We start from the raw sequence: 18,392 nt of genomic DNA, 5'->3' as shown, positions 1-18,392 counted from the left end.
CGGTTTTAAATAATACTAGGGAGATAAATGTCTAAATTAACTTCAAATCGATGATTTATAAGTGAACTAAATTATAAAATAATTGGACAAAGTATTTATCGAGGTCAATACTAAAAGAGTACTTAGTAAATAATAATGACGATTAATACTGCGTAGAAGAAACACAACCACATCCACTTTTATTAATTTAAAATCAAATATTTACAAAAAAGTACAACAACATACTTAATGCCTATGCATTTACTTTCTTTGGGCTTAAAAAGAGAATTATTTATGAAGCAGTTGGTTATAACTATTTTAGGGAAAGATCGTCCGGGTTTAGTAGAGAGCATCTCATCAGTCGTATTACAAAATCATGGCAACTGGCTTAGTAGTAACTTAAGCCATTTATTAGGTCATTTTGCAGGTATTATTCAACTTGAAGTTGCTGAGGAGCATTTTCAATCATTACAAAGTGCTTTAAATAAGTTACCTAAGTTAGACGTTCGTATTGAAACTGGAAACACAGAGATTGAACCATCAACACTAGAGCAAATTAATCTAGTTATAACAGGTAACGACCGTCCTGGTATTGTTCAAGAGCTGGCAAGTGTAATACGTCATAAAGGCGCTAATATTACTCACTTAAATTCAAGACAACAAAGTGCACCTAATTGGGGAGTGCCTATTTTTAGCGCTGTTGCTACCGTTACTTTGCCAAATGGTATGGATAAAGACGAAGTTATTGAAGCATTGGAATCAATTACAAGTGATTTAATTGTAGATACGGAAGAAGTTTAACCTCCATTTATGCGTGCCATACAACTGACACGCATAACTGACACGCATACCATTTTAGTCCATCAAAATGCTCTGCAGATTATTTAACGCAGACATAAAATAAGCCGATGCAAGCATCAGCTATTTTAAATAATCACCTTAAAGCTAATAAGAGCGAGATAAACTCAGTAATCCCGCTCTTTTATAAAGCTACATATCCATATGACGATTAGTACTTTGCATCATTTGCTTTATACCTTGCTTTTCAAGCTCTAATATTTGTTGAAGCTTTTCTTGCCCACTTTCGGTTTCGGCGCGTTCAAGTAAGTATTCATATAACTCAATCACTTTTTGATGTTGCTGTGCTAAATAGCCTTGAATGACTTCTTCATCGAATTGCTGATCTTTACTAATGTCTTCAAAAGTAATTAGCTCAGGATTTTTAGCAAAGTATTCATAACTGTACGTATCGAGCGTATTTATTTCAGTTATCGCTTTAAACCCGACTAAATCTTCGGCGAGTTTTTTTTCGTAATTTAGGTAGTAGTCCACCAGCATTGCATTATGTTCATCGAGTAAATCCTTTACGCTATAAAAATTAGCCGCCATTTGCGTATGAAACAAAACGGTCCAATCGTATACCTCTTTAATTGTTTTAACTTGCATGTGCATTCCTTACTTAGTTGACTGTATAGGTAATACACTGCGTAAAGCGTGCCAATTAAAAAGCTATTTAAAAACAGTTAGTTAATTTAAATATGAGTAATAACTAGCTATTTAATAGAACAACTTACAAATTATAGGTAATTTTTATAGAGCAATGCGTGAGTAGTAACCGCACTGCTCTATAGTCTTGTTGTTTTATATTATTTAAGTCCTTGTTTGCGCCACAGCAAGTAAACAGCAGGAATAACAAGTAAGGTGAGTACAATTGCACTGCCCATACCGCCAACCATAGGCGCTGCTATTCGGCTCATTACTTCGCTTCCGGTGCCTGTACCATAAAGTACAGGTAATAAACCGATAATAATTGTCGCGACAGTCATCATAACCGGGCGTACTCGAAGCCCTGCTCCTTCAATGATAGCTTGCTGTAATTGCACTAAGCTAAGCGGTTTTCCGGCTTGCTCTGCTTCGAGGCATTTTTCTTGATAGGCTTGGTTTAAATACACCAACATAATGACCCCTATTTCTACCGCAACACCGGCTAAGGCAATAAAGCCTACACCTACTGCAACTGAAAAGTTAAAGCCCTCTAAATACATCAGCCATACGCCACCAATCATTGCCAGTGGCAACGTAGCCATAATAATAGTGACCTCAGCAAAGCTTCTAAAATTAAGGTAAAGCAATACAATAATAATCGCTAATGTAAGTGGTAATACATAAGTCAGTTTGTCTTTAGCGCGCTGCATGTATTCATACTGCCCAGCCCACGTAATTGAGTAACCAGCAGGTAGTATTAGGTCTTTATCGAGCACTTGCTGAGCGTGCTCAACGTAAGTACCAATATCAACGCCATCTATATCAATAAAACTCCAACCGTTTAAACGTGCATTTTCGCTTTTTATACCAGGCGGTCCATCTTCAATAAATACATCGGCTACATCACCAAGTGCTATACGCTGCCCTGTAGGCGTTACAATAGGTAACAACATTAACTCTTCTGGCGAGTCTCTGTATGCTTGCGGATAACGTAAATTAACAGGGTAACGCTCTTGCCCTTCTACCGTTTGTGTTACGTTTGTACCACCTATTGCAGTAGATACAACTTGCTGTACGTCGCTAATGTTTAAGCTATAACGCGCGGCTTTTTCACGATTTATATCTACTTTTATATAACGTCCACCGGCTACTCGCTCTGAGTAAACCGATGCGGTGCCTTGCACATCTTTTAATAGTACTTCTATTTGTTGACCAATTTTTTGAATTTCGCTCAACTTTGGTCCCGCAACTTTAATACCCACGGGAGTTTTAATACCGGTTGCGAGCATATCAATACGTGTTTTAATTGGCATTACCCACGCATTTGTTAGCCCCGGAAACTTAACCAAACCGTCGAGTTCTTTTTTAAGTTTTTCAAGAGTCATCCCTTCGCGCCATTCGTCTTTTGGTTTTAACTGAATAAACGTCTCTATCATTGTAAGCGGCGCAGGATCTGTTGCAGTTTCTGCTCGCCCAACTTTACCAAATACTGTTTTAACCTCGGGCACTGTGGCAATTAGCTTGTCGGTTTGCTGTAATATTTCGCGCGCTTTACCTACCGATAAACCAGGATACGTTGTGGGCATATACATTAAGTCGCCCTCATCAAGTGGCGGAATAAATTCACTGCCTATTTTGTTTACCGGGTAAAAGCCAATAACAGAAACAACCACCGCGAGGACCAGTGTCATTTTTGGAAATTTAAGCACCCAGTTAAGTAGTGGACGATACGCTGCGACGAGTAATCGGTTAACTGGATTTTTTTGCTCCGAAATGACTTTACCTCTAATAAAGTAACCCATTAATACCGGCACTAAAGTAATAGCAAGCCCAGCAGACGCAGCCATAGCGTAGGTTTTAGTGTAAGCCAGTGGCGCAAACATACGCCCTTCTTGCGCTTCTAAAATAAATACCGGCATAAAACTGACAGTAATAATTAATAAACTAAAAAATAATGCAGGCCCTACTTCACTTGCCGATTTAGCAACTACTTCCCAGCGGTTTTCGTCGGTGAGTGGTGTTTTTTCCATATGCTTATGCATATTTTCAATCATCACTATAGCACCGTCAGTCATTGCACCTATGGCTATTGCAATTCCTCCTAAAGACATAATATTGGCGTTAATCCCCTGCCAATACATAATTATAAATGCTGTTAAAATTCCAAGCGGTAATGTAATAATCGCCACCAGCGATGAGCGCACATGAAACAAAAACACCACACACACTAAGGCAACTACAATAAGCTCTTCAATTAGCTTACTTGTTAGGTTATCTACCGCGTTATTTATTAAGTTGGAGCGATCGTACACAGGGACTATTTCAACACCCTCTGGTAATCCCTTTTTAAGCGATTCTAATTTTGCTTTTACAAGCTCAATGGTTTTTTGTGCATTTTCGCCATAGCGCATAATAACAATGCCGCCGGTTACCTCGCCTTCACCATTCAGTTCTGCAATACCACGGCGCATTTGCGGTCCGACTCTAATATCGGCTACATCACGTAATTGCAGCGCAGTACCGTTGGCGTTTACACCAAGCGGAATAGCTTCCAAGTCGGCAACACTCTTAATGTAGCCTGTGCTTGTTACCATGTATTCTGCTTCAGCCATTTCAACTACTGAGGCGCCCATCTCTTGGTTGCCTTGTTGAATAGCGGTTTGAATGAGGCTAAGCGGAATACCATATGCGCGTAATTTATCGGGCTCTACATTGACTTGGTATTGCTTAACCATGCCACCAACAGCAGCCACTTCAGATACACCGGGCACAGTTTGTAGCTCAAACTTTAAAAACCAATCTTGTAAGCTTCGTAGCTGACTAATATCGTGTTTATTTGTTTTATCAATTAGTGCGTATAAGTAAATCCAACCTACGCCTGTTGCATCAGGGCCAAGCTCTGGCGTAGCGCTATCGGGTAATCTACTCGCTACTTGGCTTAGGTATTCTTGTACTCGGCTACGCGCCCAATACAAATCGGTTTTTTCGTCAAAAATAACGTAAACGTACGAGTCTCCAAAAAACGAAAAACCCCTTACAGTTTGTGCACCCGGCACAGAAAGCATTGCTGTGGTGAGCGGAAATGTAACTTGGTCTTGCACTACTTGCGGCGCTTGCCCCGGGTAAGTGGTTTTTATAATGACCTGAACATCAGATAAGTCAGGCAAGGCATCCACGGGAGTATTTTTTACAGCAAACAACCCTCCACCCAGTAAAATTAATGTAAGCAACAACACAAAAAAGCGATTGCTAACAGACCAGCGAATAATGGCAGTTATCATAATGGCTCCTAGTGAGAACTATGTTGCATAGTAGAATGATCAATCGGCTCTGCGTTTTGCGCTTTAGTAATTACAAATTCATCGTTAATAATGCTAAAAGTAAAATTAATATACTGGGCATTTTCAAACTGACTAATATCAATATCTGGCGCTAATACAAAGTCCATTGTGGCGGGTTCTCGATTCCATTTTTCAATGGCTTCTCGGCTAATATTAATAATGCGATTTTGTGTATCTATGGCATTAATAGTGCCGTTAACCGTGGCGTTTTGTGGCTGCATATCCATGTTCATATTCGAGCCTGAAACAGAACTCATACCTGAGCTAATACTAGAACTAGGCATTTCCATTCGTTTAAAGTCGGAGCTTTTACTCGATTCAGAGTCTATTAAAAATTGCGCTGAAGTAACTACCGTGTCACCTGTCATTACACCTGACAAAATGACCGCTTCATTACTATTAATTTGCCCAACTTCAACTTCTACCGATTTAAAACGCCCCTCACCTAATGCAATAACCACACGGTTTTGATGCTGCGTGCGGATTACCGCTTCTTTAGGGACTGTAAATTGCGCCTTACTCGCTTTAGCGTGAATGCTCACTTGTGCAAACATATTTGGTTTTAACCGATGATCTACATTTTCAAACCTAAGCCTTACACGCAGAGTCCGGTTTTTAGCATCAAGCGCGGGGTAAATATAATCAACCTTACCTTCCCACTTTTGACCTTTTAAGTAATCAAGCGTCATTGTAACGGGTAAACCAACGCTCACTTGTTCTGATTGGCGCTCGAACACTTCTGCCTCTACCCAAATTTCATCAAGCTGGGCAATACTCATCATTGATGTGCCTGGTTTAACGTAAAAGCCTTCTCGTACTGTTAGCTCATCTACCACACCACTTTGCTTTGCGTAAAAAGTAATATTTTGCATTATCTTTTTATTTTTTTGTAAGCGCTCGATAAATCCATCAGACACATTTAAAGACTCTAAACGCGCCTTTGCAGCGCGAATTAACACGGTATTATTACGATTAACCGCCAATAAAAGCTCTTCCTGTGCGTTCACCAATTGTGGTGAATACAATGTATATAAAGGCTCACCGGCTTTAACTTCTGCGCCTTGTGCTTTAACGTATAAACTTTCAATCCAGCCTTCTACACGCGGATGAATGTGAATAAGTTGGTCTTGGTTATATTGCACATAACCCACAGTATTTATATCTCTGTGAAGTGTTTTAAGCTGCACTTTGGCAGTTCTTACACCAAAGTTATTAACGACTGCAGGCGAAATAGTTACAGCACCTGGTCCATCCTGAGCCTTGCTAGCGTTTTCATACACAGGTACTAAATCCATTCCCATTGGCGAAAGCCCTGGCGCGTCACGCCTGTAATTACTATCCATAGGGGCTACCCAATATAAGGGCTGTTTTTCAGCGCTTTGCTGTTCATTCATTGCCGAGTTGCTAGGTAAAAACTGCATTACTAAGCCGCCTATTAACCCAAAGGCGCCTGCGCCAACTAAGGCGGCAACAAGTAACTTTAAATTAGTATTCATTGTGTAATTCTCCAGTTTGCTCGCTCATTACTTGGGTGTCTAAGCTACTTGCATAATAATTAAGGCGGGCGGTAATAATATGTTGATCTACTTGAATATTCAGTGCATCAATTTTGGCGTTAAGTTCACCAATGCGCGCGCGCATCACGTCAGAAAAATCCCCGTCGTCGCGTGTATAAGCATTTAGTGTTGCCTGAGATTGCTCTGACATTTGCGGTAATAACGTATTTTGATAAAGCGCATCGCGTTTTTGCAAACGAGCGAGTTGGCTAAACTCCTTAAAGTACATGCCTTTGAGTTTTTGAAGCGCCACCAGCTTTTGTGTTTTAGTAGCTTCTGCACTAGCAATAGCCGATTTAACCTGTTGATCTTGTCTGTTATCAGTAAACAATGGCAAATCAATACTAAACCCTACAGAGAGTAAATCAGCTCGCGACTCACCCATCGGGGTATCATCTCGGTAACCATAACCCACATTAACGCCCATTTGAGGTTTGTAGCTTTGCTTAGCGAGCGCAACTTCGGTTTGCTTTGCCGTTACGGTTTTATCTATCGCAATAATTGCGGGATGCGCCATAAGCAACTGTATTAGCTCATCAAATTCAAGGCTCGCAAAATCAACCAGCCCTGTGGTTTTAGTAAACTCAGTATTTAAAGGCTGCATAAGCATATTCATAGGTAACCACTGTGCTAAACGGTTTTTAGCACTTTCAAATTGCTGCTCAAGCATAACCAGCTTATCTTCAAGACGGGTGAGTTCTAATTGCGCACGAATAATATCTTGCTGACGTGTTTTACCTAAGGTGCTTGCGTAGCTTGCTTCGGTAATGTCAATAAGTTGAGTAAATAGCCCTTTATCTTGCTCAATTAAAGCAATACTTCGCTGAGCACGATACGCGTTTAACCACGACTCAATCACAATTGCTTTTACTTGTGCTAAGCGATCGGCGCGCTGCCAAGGGTATTGTTGAGCAGACTGTGCTAATGCTTTTTTTCTAAGCGCTAAACTATTCCCTCGGCTAAACTTTTGGCTCAAATCAACTTTAAGCTGCGTCATCCCTTCTTGGTCAAACGCATAACCGTTAGTAGGTAAGTTGAGTAAGCCAACCGTTAAAACAGGATCGGGTAAGGTGCCTGCGGCAATGCTTTGCGCTATTGCTGCATCTTCTTGGTAGCCACTCGCTTTTAGCCATGGCTCATACGTTAGCGCATAATTAAGCGCTTGCGTTAAGCTAAGCGTTTGCTCATTACTAGTTTGCTTTAGTATTTCGGTATTTAGGTTATTTTGATTGTTTTGCGCATTAACAGCTGTGCTAAATAACACAACACTACATAATACGACTTTAATACTTACAGCGTGGTTCATCACCTGCTCCATCTAAAAATAAAAGAAAATCTTAAATTAGGAAGCAAAAAAGGTGTTTAGGAGTTTTACAAAAACCTTTTATATCAATTGCATTGAATTAATGATCTATTATTGCGGTAGGGAAATAGCTCTATAACAAGGAAAAAATTACGCAGTATAGTTGCTTTATATAAGTAATTTTTAACGCAGTTAGAGAGTTATTTAACTCGCTAGAATGAGCATGTTTTCAATAAAATTGATATTACACCTATCCTGCTATTAAGCAGACATAGGAGGGCGGTAGAGTGAACGAGGTATATTAATTTGTGTAGTAAATACACGTACATTTACTTTTTCAGATTCAAGTAAAGTAACGCTAAATAAAGTATCAACATTAAGCATTGAGTTAGCAGCGCAGCCACTCATAGGGCATTTACAGTCATTTTGTGGCGTACTTTCGTCGTCGCAACAATCCATCTGCATCATATTTTCAGACATGCTAACGACAGCTGTTACATCACTACTTTGTGTCATTGGCATTTGGGCATGCGTTGCTGTCTTAGTTGGCATATGTGGCATTTCGCATACCATAGCTACAGACGCAACTGCCTGACCCACAAAAGTGAGCAGTAAAGTTATCATGAGTAAACTAGAGTAAAAACGTTGCAACATTATGCCTTTTAATAAACTTTAAAATGATTGTAAGGCAACCTAACGGCAACCACAAATACTTTAATTATGTAGACTGCGGTTTATCAGGTGTTTTAATTAAGTTACTCACGATAATTGCAAATATACAATATGCGCTAAAATACCAAAACCCTTCACCAAATTGTGCATTCATAACAAGTAGCTCACCACTTTTACCATGGGCGTTACCTGCTAAGTAAGTCACTATTAATGCAATAACAAATACATCAACCATGCTCCACTTACTTAATGCACAAATAACCAGACCGAGCTTTTGCTTAAACCCATTCAAAGGTAGGCAACAATAAAGCAACTGTAATAATAGCTTTAAGCTTGGAATAACAATAGAAAACAACCCCACTAAAGCGGCTACAAATAAATTATTATTGCTAGCAAGCTCTTTAACTGTGCCTAAAATACTTTGTGTTTTGTTATAGGCGCTAATCTCACCTTCTAACTTATCAAGCCCTAGCATGTTCGAGAACATTATTAGCATACTGCGAGTTCGACCATCGCCCTCTTCAGCCAGCATTTCAATACCCGCTTGCGCTAGTTTTGATTTATCTATGTTGCCCTCTATTGTTAATACTGGTTTTGTAATACCAGGAAACAATAAACAAAGAGCAACCACTACACTTATAACCGACAACCAATTACGCATATTTATTCTGCTATTGCCTCAATAATATCGTCACTGTATAAAACAGCATCCAGTAAAAAATTAAATATATCGCCAATGTGTAGCTCTGAGTTTATGTTGGCCAAATGGACCATAGCTTCATCTACATTATCTAATTCAAATTCTTTTATAAGCGATAAACAGCTCCCTAAAATGCCGCTCTCTAATAGTAACGCATCAGATATAGCTGCATCTAAGGTAAACTCTTTAACTATGTCTTTTAAATCAGCATCTAAAATAGCATCAAGCACCGAGAACAAACCCACTAGATACCCTTGCTCGGTCAGCTCTTTATTATTTTGCTCTAAAATAAGCGACATAAATTGAGCCCGCGTTAAAGCAAGCTTAGTTAATTCGGTTGGTTTTTCGACCCCCAACTCACTAATTGCTAATACACGAACAAATTGCCTTATTGTATCTTCACCTAAATAAATAACCGCTTGTGAAATAGAAGTAATAACTAAATTTGCTTTTCCTGAACGCGCGTTTGCCAGCTTTAAAACCCTGGCTGTTATGGCTACATCTCTGGCCACTCGTTGATAAACTTCTTTAAAGCAAAGTTTTTGTTTTGCTGTAAAACGCAATAGATCAAAAACAGTTAACTTTGAAGGCTCTACACCTTTATACGTAATCATTTCTGGGCGAGAAAAAAAGAACCCCTGAAATAAATCACAGCCTGCCAATTTTAATATATTAAATTGTTCATGCGTCTCTATTCGTTCAACAATTATTTTTGCATGTGGATTTGCGCGTTTTATTTTTTTAATGCGCATATTGGTTTTAATAACCGGATCATCTATCTCAATTTTTATGTAATCAACATGTGCTAATAGTGGCTCCCATTTTGGATCGCCATCGTAATCATCAAGTGCAAAAACATACCCTTCTTTTTTAAGTTCTTGCACACGCTCAGCAACCGCAGGAATATTGCCCGTGCGCTCTACTATTTCAATAACACTATTTTCTGGCAATAAAAGTTTGGGAAAGTTATCGAGAATAGTTTCTGATGACAAGTTTATAAAAGCTAAATGATGCGCGGTAAGTCTATCTAAACCTACCAACATTAATGCATTAAAAAACAGGCGGCTTGTCGCATGCACATCAGAAGTGCCCACAGGAAACGCATTGTTGGCTGAGTCTCGATAAAGCAGTTCGTAAGAGAAAACATTCTGCTCTATATCAAAAATAGGTTGCCGCGCGACAAACTGAGTTATTTTTTGTACCTCATCAGGTATGTTATTTAATTTCACTTGGCTCTAAACCTATAAATAAGAGATGGCAAAACAGCCAATAATATGTGTACTTTAATGCAACTCGCATAAGATAAACATAGTCGTCATTGCAAAAATGTTAAAATTACATAACACTAATATAAAAATATTAATATAAAAGGTGGAGATTTGGCTAACTTTATTCGGTTATTAGTACTGAGCCCTCTGCTATTTGTATTTTTTAGCTATGCCAGCATTAACCCTACTCCTCTCAAATACAATGTTAGCGCGTCAGGTAGTCATTATCCATATTATACAAATGATCCAGAAAAGCCTGGTGTATTACCCGAAATTATTGAAAAAGCACTCGATGATGCAAATATTGCAGCTTCTCATATCGACCTACCCACAAAGCGTATTACCAAATATTTACAAGATGAAATAATCGATTTTGATGTTATTTCATTAGAATGGCTTCCAAAGGATGAGAGAAATGACTCTCGTTATGTTTTTTCAGAGCCCCTTATTTATGCCACAGAAATGATTGTTACCTTGCCTAAAAATGCCCGGAACTGGCAAAGCGCTGATAGCTTAAAGGGCAAAAATATAGGAACGGTACTAGGTTACTATTACTTTAATGACAACACCTTTGAGCGTGTTGACTTTCCATCCGAGAAAGAACTTATGACCGCTCTATCAAGAAACCGTGTAGAAGCAGCACTAATAGGTAAGTTAACTGCGCTCTATTGGGCAGAGCAGTTAGAGATAAACATTGCCTTTGGCGCACAGCATTCCCATGGGTTTTTAAGAATTCGTTTATTGAGCAAACATAAAAAATTATTGCCACAAATAAACCTAGCAATTAAAAACCTTCATACTCAAGGTTATATAAAAAGTATTGAAGATAAGTATATGAGTAATATACCCACACAAAATTAAGGGACTAATGGCGCAGAGCTCGTGTTTTGGAGTATAATAGCAGCAAATGTTAACTCGACCAGAACCAGAAAGAGCCCCATGAGTATTGAAAAAGCCTTAATCGAACGTAGTAATAATCAATGTGAATTGTGTGCAGCCACCGAGAACTTATCTGTTTATGAAGTACCACCGGTAACTGAAACCCACTCAGATAAATGTATTTACACGTGTCAAACATGTAAAGATCAAATCGAGAATAACAGCGAAATAACGCCTACACATTGGCACTGTTTAAACGATAGCATGTGGAGTCAAACTCCTGCAGTACAAGTTGTAGCTTACAGAATGCTTTCGCGTTTAGCGCCTGATAATGGCTGGGCACAAGATGCGCTAGACATGATTTACCTTGAAGAAGACACGCTAACCTGGGCTAAAAAAGCACTTGCCGAAGATGACGATTTAAAGCATGTAGATAGCAACGGTGTAGTACTTCAAGCAGGCGATACTGTTACCCTAATTAAAGACTTAGACGTTAAAGGCAGTAGCCTTACCGCTAAACGTGGAACAGCTGTTCGTAATATTGGCCTAACCAGCAACCCTGAACATATTGAAGGGCGAGTTGACGGCCAGCGCATTGTTATTTTAACTAAGTTTGTTAAAAAATAATCGTTTGTTTTTAATTATTAAAGGCGCTAATGCGCCTTTTTTTATGTTTAAAATAAGTTAAGGAATGATTAAGTAACTAGGTAATACACTAAGGACATAATATTGAGTAAGGATAACCAACATGGAAAAGCATCAAGCAGTATCTTCGCGTAAAAAGGCAGTTGCAGGGATTGGCTTATTGGCGCTTAGCGCTTTTGCAGTAACTGGCTGCGGTGAGCAAACTAAATCGACTGAAAACACAGAAATTGCAGAAGCAATAACCAGCCTAACTATCCAAGCTAGCTACAAAGATCGCAGTATGCTTCGCCCTGGCTCGCAATTAATAGTTACGCTTTCCAATGTATCTAAAATGGATGTAAAAGCCGATATAATCACACAAGAAGTGATTGATGTAACCCAAGCCCCGCCATTTACCGTTGAGCTAATTTATGATGCCAGCAAAATTAGCGATAAACATCGCTATAGCCTAAGCGCCAGAATTATAAATAAAGACAAAGTGCTTTACACAAGTACAACAAATCATGACCCGTTTGCAGAATCACAGTTAACTACCCCCTATAAAATTGAGCTTTCAAAAGTGTCGACTCAAAAACCCGATGTAACACTCACAAATACTTACTGGAAAGCAATAACAATAAATGCTCAAACTGTGAATGTTACAACTAAAGAACCATTCATTCAGTTCAATAAAGACCACCGCGTTAATGGCTTTTTAGGCTGTAATAATTTTAGCGGAAGCTATAGTACCGAGCAGCAAACAATTACACTTAGTCAGCTAGCAAGTACAAAAAAGATGTGCTCGGATAATATGAGCCAAGAAGCGGCTATGTCTGACGTACTTAGCAAAACTTCAAAGTGGGAAATAACAGGTGAATCACTAAAACTTAAAAACAGTCGCGGTAATACACTTGCTACTTTTAGTGCGGTTTATTTTAATTAATATTTAGCTCCCTTATATAAATATTACCTAACACATTCGTATTGATTTTAAATAAAATGCCCAGCAAAGCCGGGCATTTTATTATTCGTTATAAGCGCTATTTAAAGTTACTCATCAACGAGTTGTTCACTTCGGTAAAAACCACTTGGCTCACTTAACAAACCAACAAGCTCAGGCATTATTGCATCCATTGTTTGCTTTAGCTTCCATGGAGGATTAATTACAATCATGCCCGATGCTGTCATACCGTGTACGTCAGTATCCGCTTCAGTGCCTAATTCAAATAACTGAATGTTGCGCATTCCTGAATCAATTAAGCCCTGCTCCATATTATCAATGCGTTCTCTATCAACAACCGGATACCAAATCATGTAAGTACCTGTAGCAAAACGCTGATAAGCTTTAACTAAGGTTTTTACAACCGTTTCGTAGTCATCTTTAATTTCGTATGGAGGGTCAATTAACACACACGCTCTGCGAGATGCTGGTGGTAATAAACCAACTAAACCTGCAAAACCATCCTCTCCACGTACACGAATAGATCGCTTACCTTGCATGTTTTCTTCAAGTAATAATAAATCGCGCGGGTGCAGTTCAAAAAACCAACCCTTATCTTGGCGGCGTAAGTAGTGCTCTGCAATTTTTGGTGAACCTGGATAAAACGCAAGTTCGTCAGTGTCGTTAAATGACTTAATTAATTCAATGTATTCATTAAGCTCAGCATGCTCACTTTTATGATGCCAAAGTTTTTCAATACCATCTTGATACTCTTGCGTTTTTTGCGCATCGGCAGCTGCAAGTTCAAAAAAGCCAGCACCTGAATGTGTGTCTATATAATCAAGCGGTTTATCTTTAATTGTTTGATAATTTAGCACTTGTGCCAGTACTAAGTGTTTAAGTACATCGGCAGGATTACCCGCATGAAATGAGTGTCTGTAACTAAGCATTATTTATTTTCGCCATACGCAATTTAATATCGTAAGTGAACCATAAGCACTAGGCTTTGGCAACTTACACCAAGATAAGAGAGTGTTTAAGTGAACCATTTCTGAATGAAAAAGCCCATATGCTGAATTATCCCTTAACGCAAAAGAAAAATCAGCTAAAACCACCGTAAATGCTGGCAAATCAACACACTTTGCTTTACATTTGCATGACATTAATTACAGTTATATGAGCGCCTTTATGAATAACACTACTCTTCAACAACTCGAACAACTGATCGATTCTTTAATCGAACGTAATAACCAATTACAAACAGATGTTGTTACTTTAAAAGAACAGAACACTAAACTAAGCGATGACAACGAATTGCTACAACTTGAAGCTTTAGAAAATGAAGAAAAGCAAAAAGATGCCAGCACTACTTTATCTGGTCTTCTTGATAAGTTACAAAGCGCACAACAGGCTAGCTAATGTCTGAGCTGCAAAACCAGCGGGTCACTGTTGAGTTGCTAGGTAAAGAGCAGCAATTTGCTTGCCCTGAAGGGCAGGAAGATGCATTAATAGCAGCAGCTAAAAATCTAAATGACTTAGTTGAGCAAATGAAGCAACGCTCAACCGTTAGAAACGATCAAAAAGCCCTACTAATGGCAGCATTAAACTTAAGCCACGAATTGCTAGAAGCAAAAACACAGGCTACAGTTGAGCAACAGCATCAAGACCAAATGATTGATAAACTCAGTCAGCATTTGGCAAATGACCCCAAACACCAAAAATAAAAAGCGCATACTGCGCTTTTTGTTTATTATTAAAGTAATTAAACATCAGCGTAGAGATAATAAATGAAGTTAAAACTTTCAAACATAGCCTCTTCATGTAAGCACTTACTATTAGCATGCACTTTATTATCAATAGTACCTAACACCTATGCTGCCGTCACTTGGAATACAATAAACCCTCATATTCAGTTTTTAAAGCAACAAGACAAGCTTCGCTTTTACGACTCTAACCAAGTATTAATTGAAGGCGAGAAATGTGCCCTACTTGTTGATACGAGCGCCAATTTTGCTGCAGTTGAACAACTTGCTGAAGATTTAAAGAACCGCCTTAAAACACCCTTATGCTATTTAGTGGCTACCCACTACCATGACGATCACTTGCTGGGCATGGCGGTTATGCAAAATTTTTACCCTGATGCTAAGCTCATTGTTCATCAGCAGGTAAATAAAAATTTTAACCTTTATCAAACAGCATATACCGACAAACTAGACACGTATGAAAAGAGCATTGAGCTGAGCTACCAACGATTAGCGAATGTGCCCAAAGAAGAGCAAGCTAAATGGCGAAATAAGTTAGAGCTTGCAAAAAAACGACTTTTTCGCTGGCAGGAGTATCAGCTTAGCAAACCAGAAATAGTAATTGATAGTCGTAAAGTTATCGACCTTGGTGATTTTGAGGTAACGCTTGAGCCGCAACAAGCCCATACTAACGGCGATTTAACTATTACTACTAATGATGGCAGTGTGCTGATTGGTGGCGATATCGTTGACTGGCTTCCTTACCCTGGACACGGTGAACTTAAAAGTTGGCAAACGTTGCTTAAGCAATATATTAACGACGAAAAGCTCACTATTATTTTACCTGGGCACGGCGGCACATTAACAAAAGAGCAGCTGAAACAGCCTCTATCATTTTTAACAGCCATAATAGAGCACGTTAAAAACAATAAAGATCAAAGTATTGAGCAGTTAATGCTATCGTTTCCTGAATCAGTTATTGAGCCTTATAAACAAGAAGCGCTTAATATAAAATCGAGTAACTTCTTTTTACAAGCTGGCCTAAATCGCGCAAAAAGCGCAGAATAACTCAACACAACGGATTGTGTTAAAATAATAAAAGGAATTTACAAAAGTGATCACTATGCGCAGTTTGGTTTTATGTTGTTTGGGTATTTTGTTATTTGGTTGTCAATCAACGGAGCAAGAACCACAAGAGGCTCCACAAATATTTACTCATTTTGAGCCTGACTATACTTATGATATTGATGATGAAGTAGCTCAAACGCCCCAAGTTAGTGAGCACGTTACACCACTTCAATTCAAAAAAACAATCGTAAAAAAGCGCCCACCAAAAACCACTGATCTGTGGGTGCATATAGCCAACAATCTACACTTTACGGTTTATCAAAATCGCGCGTTAAAAAAGCGTATCAGCTGGTACGCAAAGCAACCTAACTACTTACAAACTGTGAGCAAACGCGCAGCGCCTTACCTGTATCATATCGTAAAAAAAATTGAGCAAAAGCAATTGCCTATGGAGCTCGCTTTACTACCATTTGTAGAAAGCGATTTTAGACCAACGATAGCCTCATCACAGCAAGCTGTTGGTGTTTGGCAGTTAGTTGGCGCAACAGCGCATCACTTTGGAGTTAAGTCAGACCAATGGTACGACGGTCGCCAAGACGTACTTGCTTCAACCGATGCTGCACTTGATTACTTAAGCTACTTACATAAACGCTTTGATGGTAATTGGCTACATGCTTTGGCTGCTTATAACAGTGGTGAGGGCCGTGTTAAACGCGCAATCGAAAAAAACAAAAAACGCGGTAAAAGCACCGATTACTGGTCACTCAGTCTGCCAAAAGAAACTGCTGACTATGTCCCCAAGTTACTCGCTTTAAGCTATTTAGTTAAGCACCCACAAAAGGGCATTAAACGCCCAAAGCTTGCATATAAGCCATTTACAACACAGATGAATATAGGCCAGCAGTTCGACTTTTCAGTCATCGCCAAGCTCTCTGGTATAGGTTCAAAGCAGTTACACGCAATTAATCAGGGATATTTAAAAAATCAAAGCTCACCTAACGGGCCGCATACTTTACTGCTTCCTATAGGGCAAGAGGCTCTATTAAAAAGTCAATTTTTTAAATCAAACTTTGCTGGAGAGTACATCGTTAAACAAAACGACACGCTTTACGGTATTGCTAGACGTTTTAGTATGTCGGTAAAAGCTTTAAAACAACTTAATAACAAAAATAATAATTTAATAGGCGTTGGAGAAAAGTTATTAGTTGGACAACCTAAAACCCTGCCAAGCACATTAACTGTTGATTACAAAATCAGCCCTTATTTAGAACACCAAGAGATTGCGATTCCCACCATTGAAATAGATTACGAAGTTAAGTCGGGCGATAGCCTTTGGAGTATAAGTCAGCTTTACGATGTACCTCATAGCGACTTGGCAAAATGGAATAAGTTATCTGCATCGAGCATTTTAAAGCCAGGTACTCAATTAGTACTGTTTATACCACAGGCTGAAAAGCAAAAAGCAGCCCCAACAAAAAAAGATTTTCTGCTAAATTTACAAAAAACACTAAATCAGCCACGTTAAGTTTATAAACAAGTATATTTCGCGTAAAATTGCGCCCTAACATAGTTATTATTTGAAGAGACAAGCATGCAAATTAGCAAAAATTCAGCAGTTGAATTTCATTACACCCTTAGCGAAGCGGGCGAGCAAATTGAAAGTAGCACAAACGAAGCGCCACTTACTTACATTCATGGCAGCGAAGGCATGCTTCCTGGTTTAGAAAAAGCACTTGAAGGCAAAGAAGCTGGCGAAAAATTTAGTGTAACTCTAGAGCCAAGTGAATCATACGGCGAGCGTGTTGATGACTTAATTCAACGTATTCCGCTTAAGCATCTACAAGGTGATGTTAAAGTATGGAAACCAGGTATGACAGCAATGGTTAGCTCTAACCAAGGTCGTCATCAGGTTACTATTGTTAAGGTTGGTCGTTTTAACGCAGATTGTGATTTAAACCACCCATTTGCTGGTAAAACGCTAACGTTTGACGTTGAAGTTATATCGGTACGTGAAGCAACAAGTGAAGAAGTTTCTCACGGACACGTGCACGCTGAAGGCGGCTGTGGTCACTCTCACTAGTTAGCAATAAAGGAAGTAAGTATGTCTAAAGTTGCAGTTGTTACAGGTGGTACAAAAGGTATTGGCTTAGCCGTAGCTAAGCGTTTGCTAAACAACGGCTATGAAGTACATAACCTTGATATAGAGCTGAGCGAAATAGGTATATTTCATCAGTGTGATGTAAGTGATGTATCGGCGGTACAAAGCTGTATCAACGCTATCTGTAAACAAAGCAAACGTATTGATGTACTTGTTTCTAATGCTGGAAAACACTTAAGCGCAAATATAGAAAGCACCGACGAGCAAACTCTCGATGCACTTTTTGCGCTTAATGTTAAAGGCGCTTATGCCGCAATACAAAGCGTATTGCCAAGCATGAAAGCGCAAAATGGCGGCGCTATTATATTAGTCGCTTCCGATCAGGCAATTATAGGTAAGCAAAACTCTTTTGCGTATAACCTAACAAAACATGCCCTTGCCTCAATGGCTAAAACAACAGCGCTTGATTACGCGAGTTTTAATATTAGAGCAAATGCGGTATGCCCTGGCACAATAGAAACCCCGCTATTTCATAACGCGATAGATGCGTACTGTGCAAAAAGTGGCGCAAACAAAGCTGAAATAGTTGCCGAGGAAGCAAGTCTGCAACCGCTTAATCGATTAGGTCAAGCCGACGAAGTCGCGGCTCTTGTGAGCTTTTTAGCAAGCGACGATGCCTGCTTTATTACTGGCAGCCTACAAAGCATTGACGGTGGTTATACAGCGCAATGAATACC

18 protein-coding genes are annotated in these 18,392 nt (G+C 39.2%); 10 read left to right on the top strand and 8 right to left on the bottom strand.

The features are described from left to right. The first annotated feature begins 273 nt into the window (after nt 1-273). The gene (locus GQR39_RS16105) at nt 274-780 is read left to right on the top strand and encodes an ACT domain-containing protein (protein WP_007586460.1); all 507 of its coding nucleotides are present in this window, start codon (nt 274-276) and stop codon (nt 778-780) included. Between the two features lie 189 nt (nt 781-969). Here GQR39_RS16105 and GQR39_RS16100 read toward each other — a convergent pair whose 3' ends face one another. From GQR39_RS16100 to GQR39_RS16070, 7 genes are all read right to left on the bottom strand, one after another. Next, nucleotides 970-1,425, bottom strand: a complete 456-nt coding sequence (locus GQR39_RS16100; RefSeq protein ID WP_007586459.1) for a hypothetical protein — start codon at nt 1,423-1,425, stop codon at nt 970-972. Nucleotides 1,426-1,625: 200 nt separating this feature from the next. Continuing rightward, nucleotides 1,626-4,745 (bottom strand): efflux RND transporter permease subunit, encoded by a 3,120-nt coding sequence (locus GQR39_RS16095; RefSeq protein WP_165736126.1) that lies wholly within the window; start codon nt 4,743-4,745, stop codon nt 1,626-1,628. 8 nt (nt 4,746-4,753) lie between these two features. Next, nucleotides 4,754-6,301 carry an efflux RND transporter periplasmic adaptor subunit gene (locus GQR39_RS16090; protein ID WP_165736125.1) on the bottom strand — a complete coding sequence of 516 codons (1,548 nt, stop codon included), beginning with the start codon at nt 6,299-6,301 and terminating at the stop codon, nt 4,754-4,756. Further along, on the bottom strand, nt 6,291-7,667 hold the full coding sequence (locus GQR39_RS16085; RefSeq protein WP_165736124.1) for a TolC family protein: 1,377 nt from the start codon (nt 7,665-7,667) through the stop codon (nt 6,291-6,293). The genes GQR39_RS16090 and GQR39_RS16085 overlap by 11 nt, the downstream gene beginning before the upstream one ends. 258 nt (nt 7,668-7,925) lie before the next feature. Further along, entirely contained in the window at nt 7,926-8,288 is a 363-nt protein-coding gene (locus GQR39_RS16080) for a hypothetical protein (RefSeq protein ID WP_240918219.1), read from the bottom strand. A gap of 94 nt (nt 8,289-8,382) precedes the next feature. Further along, nucleotides 8,383-8,997 (bottom strand): paraquat-inducible protein A, encoded by a 615-nt coding sequence (locus tag GQR39_RS16075; RefSeq protein WP_165736123.1) that lies wholly within the window; start codon nt 8,995-8,997, stop codon nt 8,383-8,385. Between the two features lie 2 nt (nt 8,998-8,999). Next, the gene (locus GQR39_RS16070; RefSeq protein ID WP_165736122.1) at nt 9,000-10,265 is read right to left on the bottom strand and encodes an EAL domain-containing protein; all 1,266 of its coding nucleotides are present in this window, start codon (nt 10,263-10,265) and stop codon (nt 9,000-9,002) included. Nucleotides 10,266-10,415: 150 nt separating this feature from the next. On the opposite strand from GQR39_RS16070, the gene GQR39_RS16065 reads away from it, so the two are divergent. The 3 genes from GQR39_RS16065 to GQR39_RS16055 all read left to right on the top strand — a co-directional run bounded on the left by GQR39_RS16065 (nt 10,416) and on the right by GQR39_RS16055 (nt 12,750). Then, nucleotides 10,416-11,165 carry a transporter substrate-binding domain-containing protein gene (locus GQR39_RS16065; RefSeq protein ID WP_165736121.1) on the top strand — a complete coding sequence of 250 codons (750 nt, stop codon included), beginning with the start codon at nt 10,416-10,418 and terminating at the stop codon, nt 11,163-11,165. A gap of 78 nt (nt 11,166-11,243) precedes the next feature. Then, nucleotides 11,244-11,810, top strand: a complete 567-nt coding sequence (locus GQR39_RS16060) for a PhnA domain-containing protein (protein WP_007586451.1) — start codon at nt 11,244-11,246, stop codon at nt 11,808-11,810. A 121-nt stretch (nt 11,811-11,931) separates the two neighbouring features. Beyond that, nucleotides 11,932-12,750, top strand: coding sequence for an META domain-containing protein (locus GQR39_RS16055; RefSeq protein WP_101164326.1), 819 nt, complete (start codon nt 11,932-11,934; stop codon nt 12,748-12,750). 107 nt (nt 12,751-12,857) lie between these two features. Here the strand turns inward: GQR39_RS16055 and rlmJ are convergent, their stop codons facing one another. Then, complete coding sequence (gene rlmJ / locus GQR39_RS16050) at nt 12,858-13,697, bottom strand: 23S rRNA (adenine(2030)-N(6))-methyltransferase RlmJ (RefSeq protein ID WP_024607886.1); 840 nt, start codon at nt 13,695-13,697, stop codon at nt 12,858-12,860. 238 nt (nt 13,698-13,935) lie between these two features. On the opposite strand from rlmJ, the gene GQR39_RS16045 reads away from it, so the two are divergent. The 6 genes from GQR39_RS16045 to GQR39_RS16020 all read left to right on the top strand — a co-directional run bounded on the left by GQR39_RS16045 (nt 13,936) and on the right by GQR39_RS16020 (nt 18,387). Continuing rightward, nucleotides 13,936-14,166, top strand: a complete 231-nt coding sequence (locus GQR39_RS16045; RefSeq protein ID WP_007586448.1) for a hypothetical protein — start codon at nt 13,936-13,938, stop codon at nt 14,164-14,166. Then, nucleotides 14,166-14,471, top strand: coding sequence for a cell division protein ZapA (locus GQR39_RS16040; protein WP_007586447.1), 306 nt, complete (start codon nt 14,166-14,168; stop codon nt 14,469-14,471). Before GQR39_RS16045 ends, GQR39_RS16040 begins: the two co-directional genes overlap by 1 nt. Nucleotides 14,472-14,534: 63 nt before the next feature. Beyond that, nucleotides 14,535-15,557, top strand: a complete 1,023-nt coding sequence (locus GQR39_RS16035) for an MBL fold metallo-hydrolase (protein WP_165736120.1) — start codon at nt 14,535-14,537, stop codon at nt 15,555-15,557. Nucleotides 15,558-15,612: 55 nt separating this feature from the next. Then, nucleotides 15,613-17,082, top strand: a complete 1,470-nt coding sequence (locus tag GQR39_RS16030; protein WP_101164327.1) for a LysM peptidoglycan-binding domain-containing protein — start codon at nt 15,613-15,615, stop codon at nt 17,080-17,082. Between the two features lie 66 nt (nt 17,083-17,148). Next, nucleotides 17,149-17,637 carry a peptidylprolyl isomerase gene (locus GQR39_RS16025; protein WP_007586440.1) on the top strand — a complete coding sequence of 163 codons (489 nt, stop codon included), beginning with the start codon at nt 17,149-17,151 and terminating at the stop codon, nt 17,635-17,637. 21 nt (nt 17,638-17,658) lie between these two features. After that, nucleotides 17,659-18,387, top strand: a complete 729-nt coding sequence (locus tag GQR39_RS16020; RefSeq protein WP_165736119.1) for an SDR family oxidoreductase — start codon at nt 17,659-17,661, stop codon at nt 18,385-18,387. Nucleotides 18,388-18,392: the final 5 nt, after the last annotated feature.

Source organism: Pseudoalteromonas sp. C8 (assembly GCF_011378685.1).
In the GTDB taxonomy this organism is placed as follows: Bacteria; Pseudomonadota; Gammaproteobacteria; order Enterobacterales; family Alteromonadaceae; genus Pseudoalteromonas; species Pseudoalteromonas arctica.
This window is presented reverse-complemented; position numbering and strand designations above follow the sequence as displayed.

Excerpts from the sequence above, each read along its gene's own strand:
- GQR39_RS16105 (WP_007586460.1), top strand. The coding sequence starts at position 274 with ATGAAGCAGTTGGTTATAACTATTTTAGGGAAAGATCGTCCGGGTTTA.
- GQR39_RS16100 (WP_007586459.1), bottom strand. The coding sequence starts at position 1,425 with ATGCAAGTTAAAACAATTAAAGAGGTATACGATTGGACCGTTTTGTTT.
- GQR39_RS16095 (WP_165736126.1), bottom strand. The coding sequence starts at position 4,745 with ATGATAACTGCCATTATTCGCTGGTCTGTTAGCAATCGCTTTTTTGTG.
- GQR39_RS16090 (WP_165736125.1), bottom strand. The coding sequence starts at position 6,301 with ATGAATACTAATTTAAAGTTACTTGTTGCCGCCTTAGTTGGCGCAGGC.
- GQR39_RS16085 (WP_165736124.1), bottom strand. The coding sequence starts at position 7,667 with ATGAACCACGCTGTAAGTATTAAAGTCGTATTATGTAGTGTTGTGTTA.
- GQR39_RS16080 (WP_240918219.1), bottom strand. The coding sequence starts at position 8,288 with ATGATAACTTTACTGCTCACTTTTGTGGGTCAGGCAGTTGCGTCTGTA.
- GQR39_RS16075 (WP_165736123.1), bottom strand. The coding sequence starts at position 8,997 with ATGCGTAATTGGTTGTCGGTTATAAGTGTAGTGGTTGCTCTTTGTTTA.
- GQR39_RS16060 (WP_007586451.1), top strand. The coding sequence starts at position 11,244 with ATGAGTATTGAAAAAGCCTTAATCGAACGTAGTAATAATCAATGTGAA.
- GQR39_RS16055 (WP_101164326.1), top strand. The coding sequence starts at position 11,932 with ATGGAAAAGCATCAAGCAGTATCTTCGCGTAAAAAGGCAGTTGCAGGG.
- rlmJ (WP_024607886.1), bottom strand. The coding sequence starts at position 13,697 with ATGCTTAGTTACAGACACTCATTTCATGCGGGTAATCCTGCCGATGTA.
- GQR39_RS16045 (WP_007586448.1), top strand. The coding sequence starts at position 13,936 with ATGAATAACACTACTCTTCAACAACTCGAACAACTGATCGATTCTTTA.
- GQR39_RS16040 (WP_007586447.1), top strand. The coding sequence starts at position 14,166 with ATGTCTGAGCTGCAAAACCAGCGGGTCACTGTTGAGTTGCTAGGTAAA.
- GQR39_RS16035 (WP_165736120.1), top strand. The coding sequence starts at position 14,535 with ATGAAGTTAAAACTTTCAAACATAGCCTCTTCATGTAAGCACTTACTA.
- GQR39_RS16030 (WP_101164327.1), top strand. The coding sequence starts at position 15,613 with ATGCGCAGTTTGGTTTTATGTTGTTTGGGTATTTTGTTATTTGGTTGT.
- GQR39_RS16025 (WP_007586440.1), top strand. The coding sequence starts at position 17,149 with ATGCAAATTAGCAAAAATTCAGCAGTTGAATTTCATTACACCCTTAGC.
- GQR39_RS16020 (WP_165736119.1), top strand. The coding sequence starts at position 17,659 with ATGTCTAAAGTTGCAGTTGTTACAGGTGGTACAAAAGGTATTGGCTTA.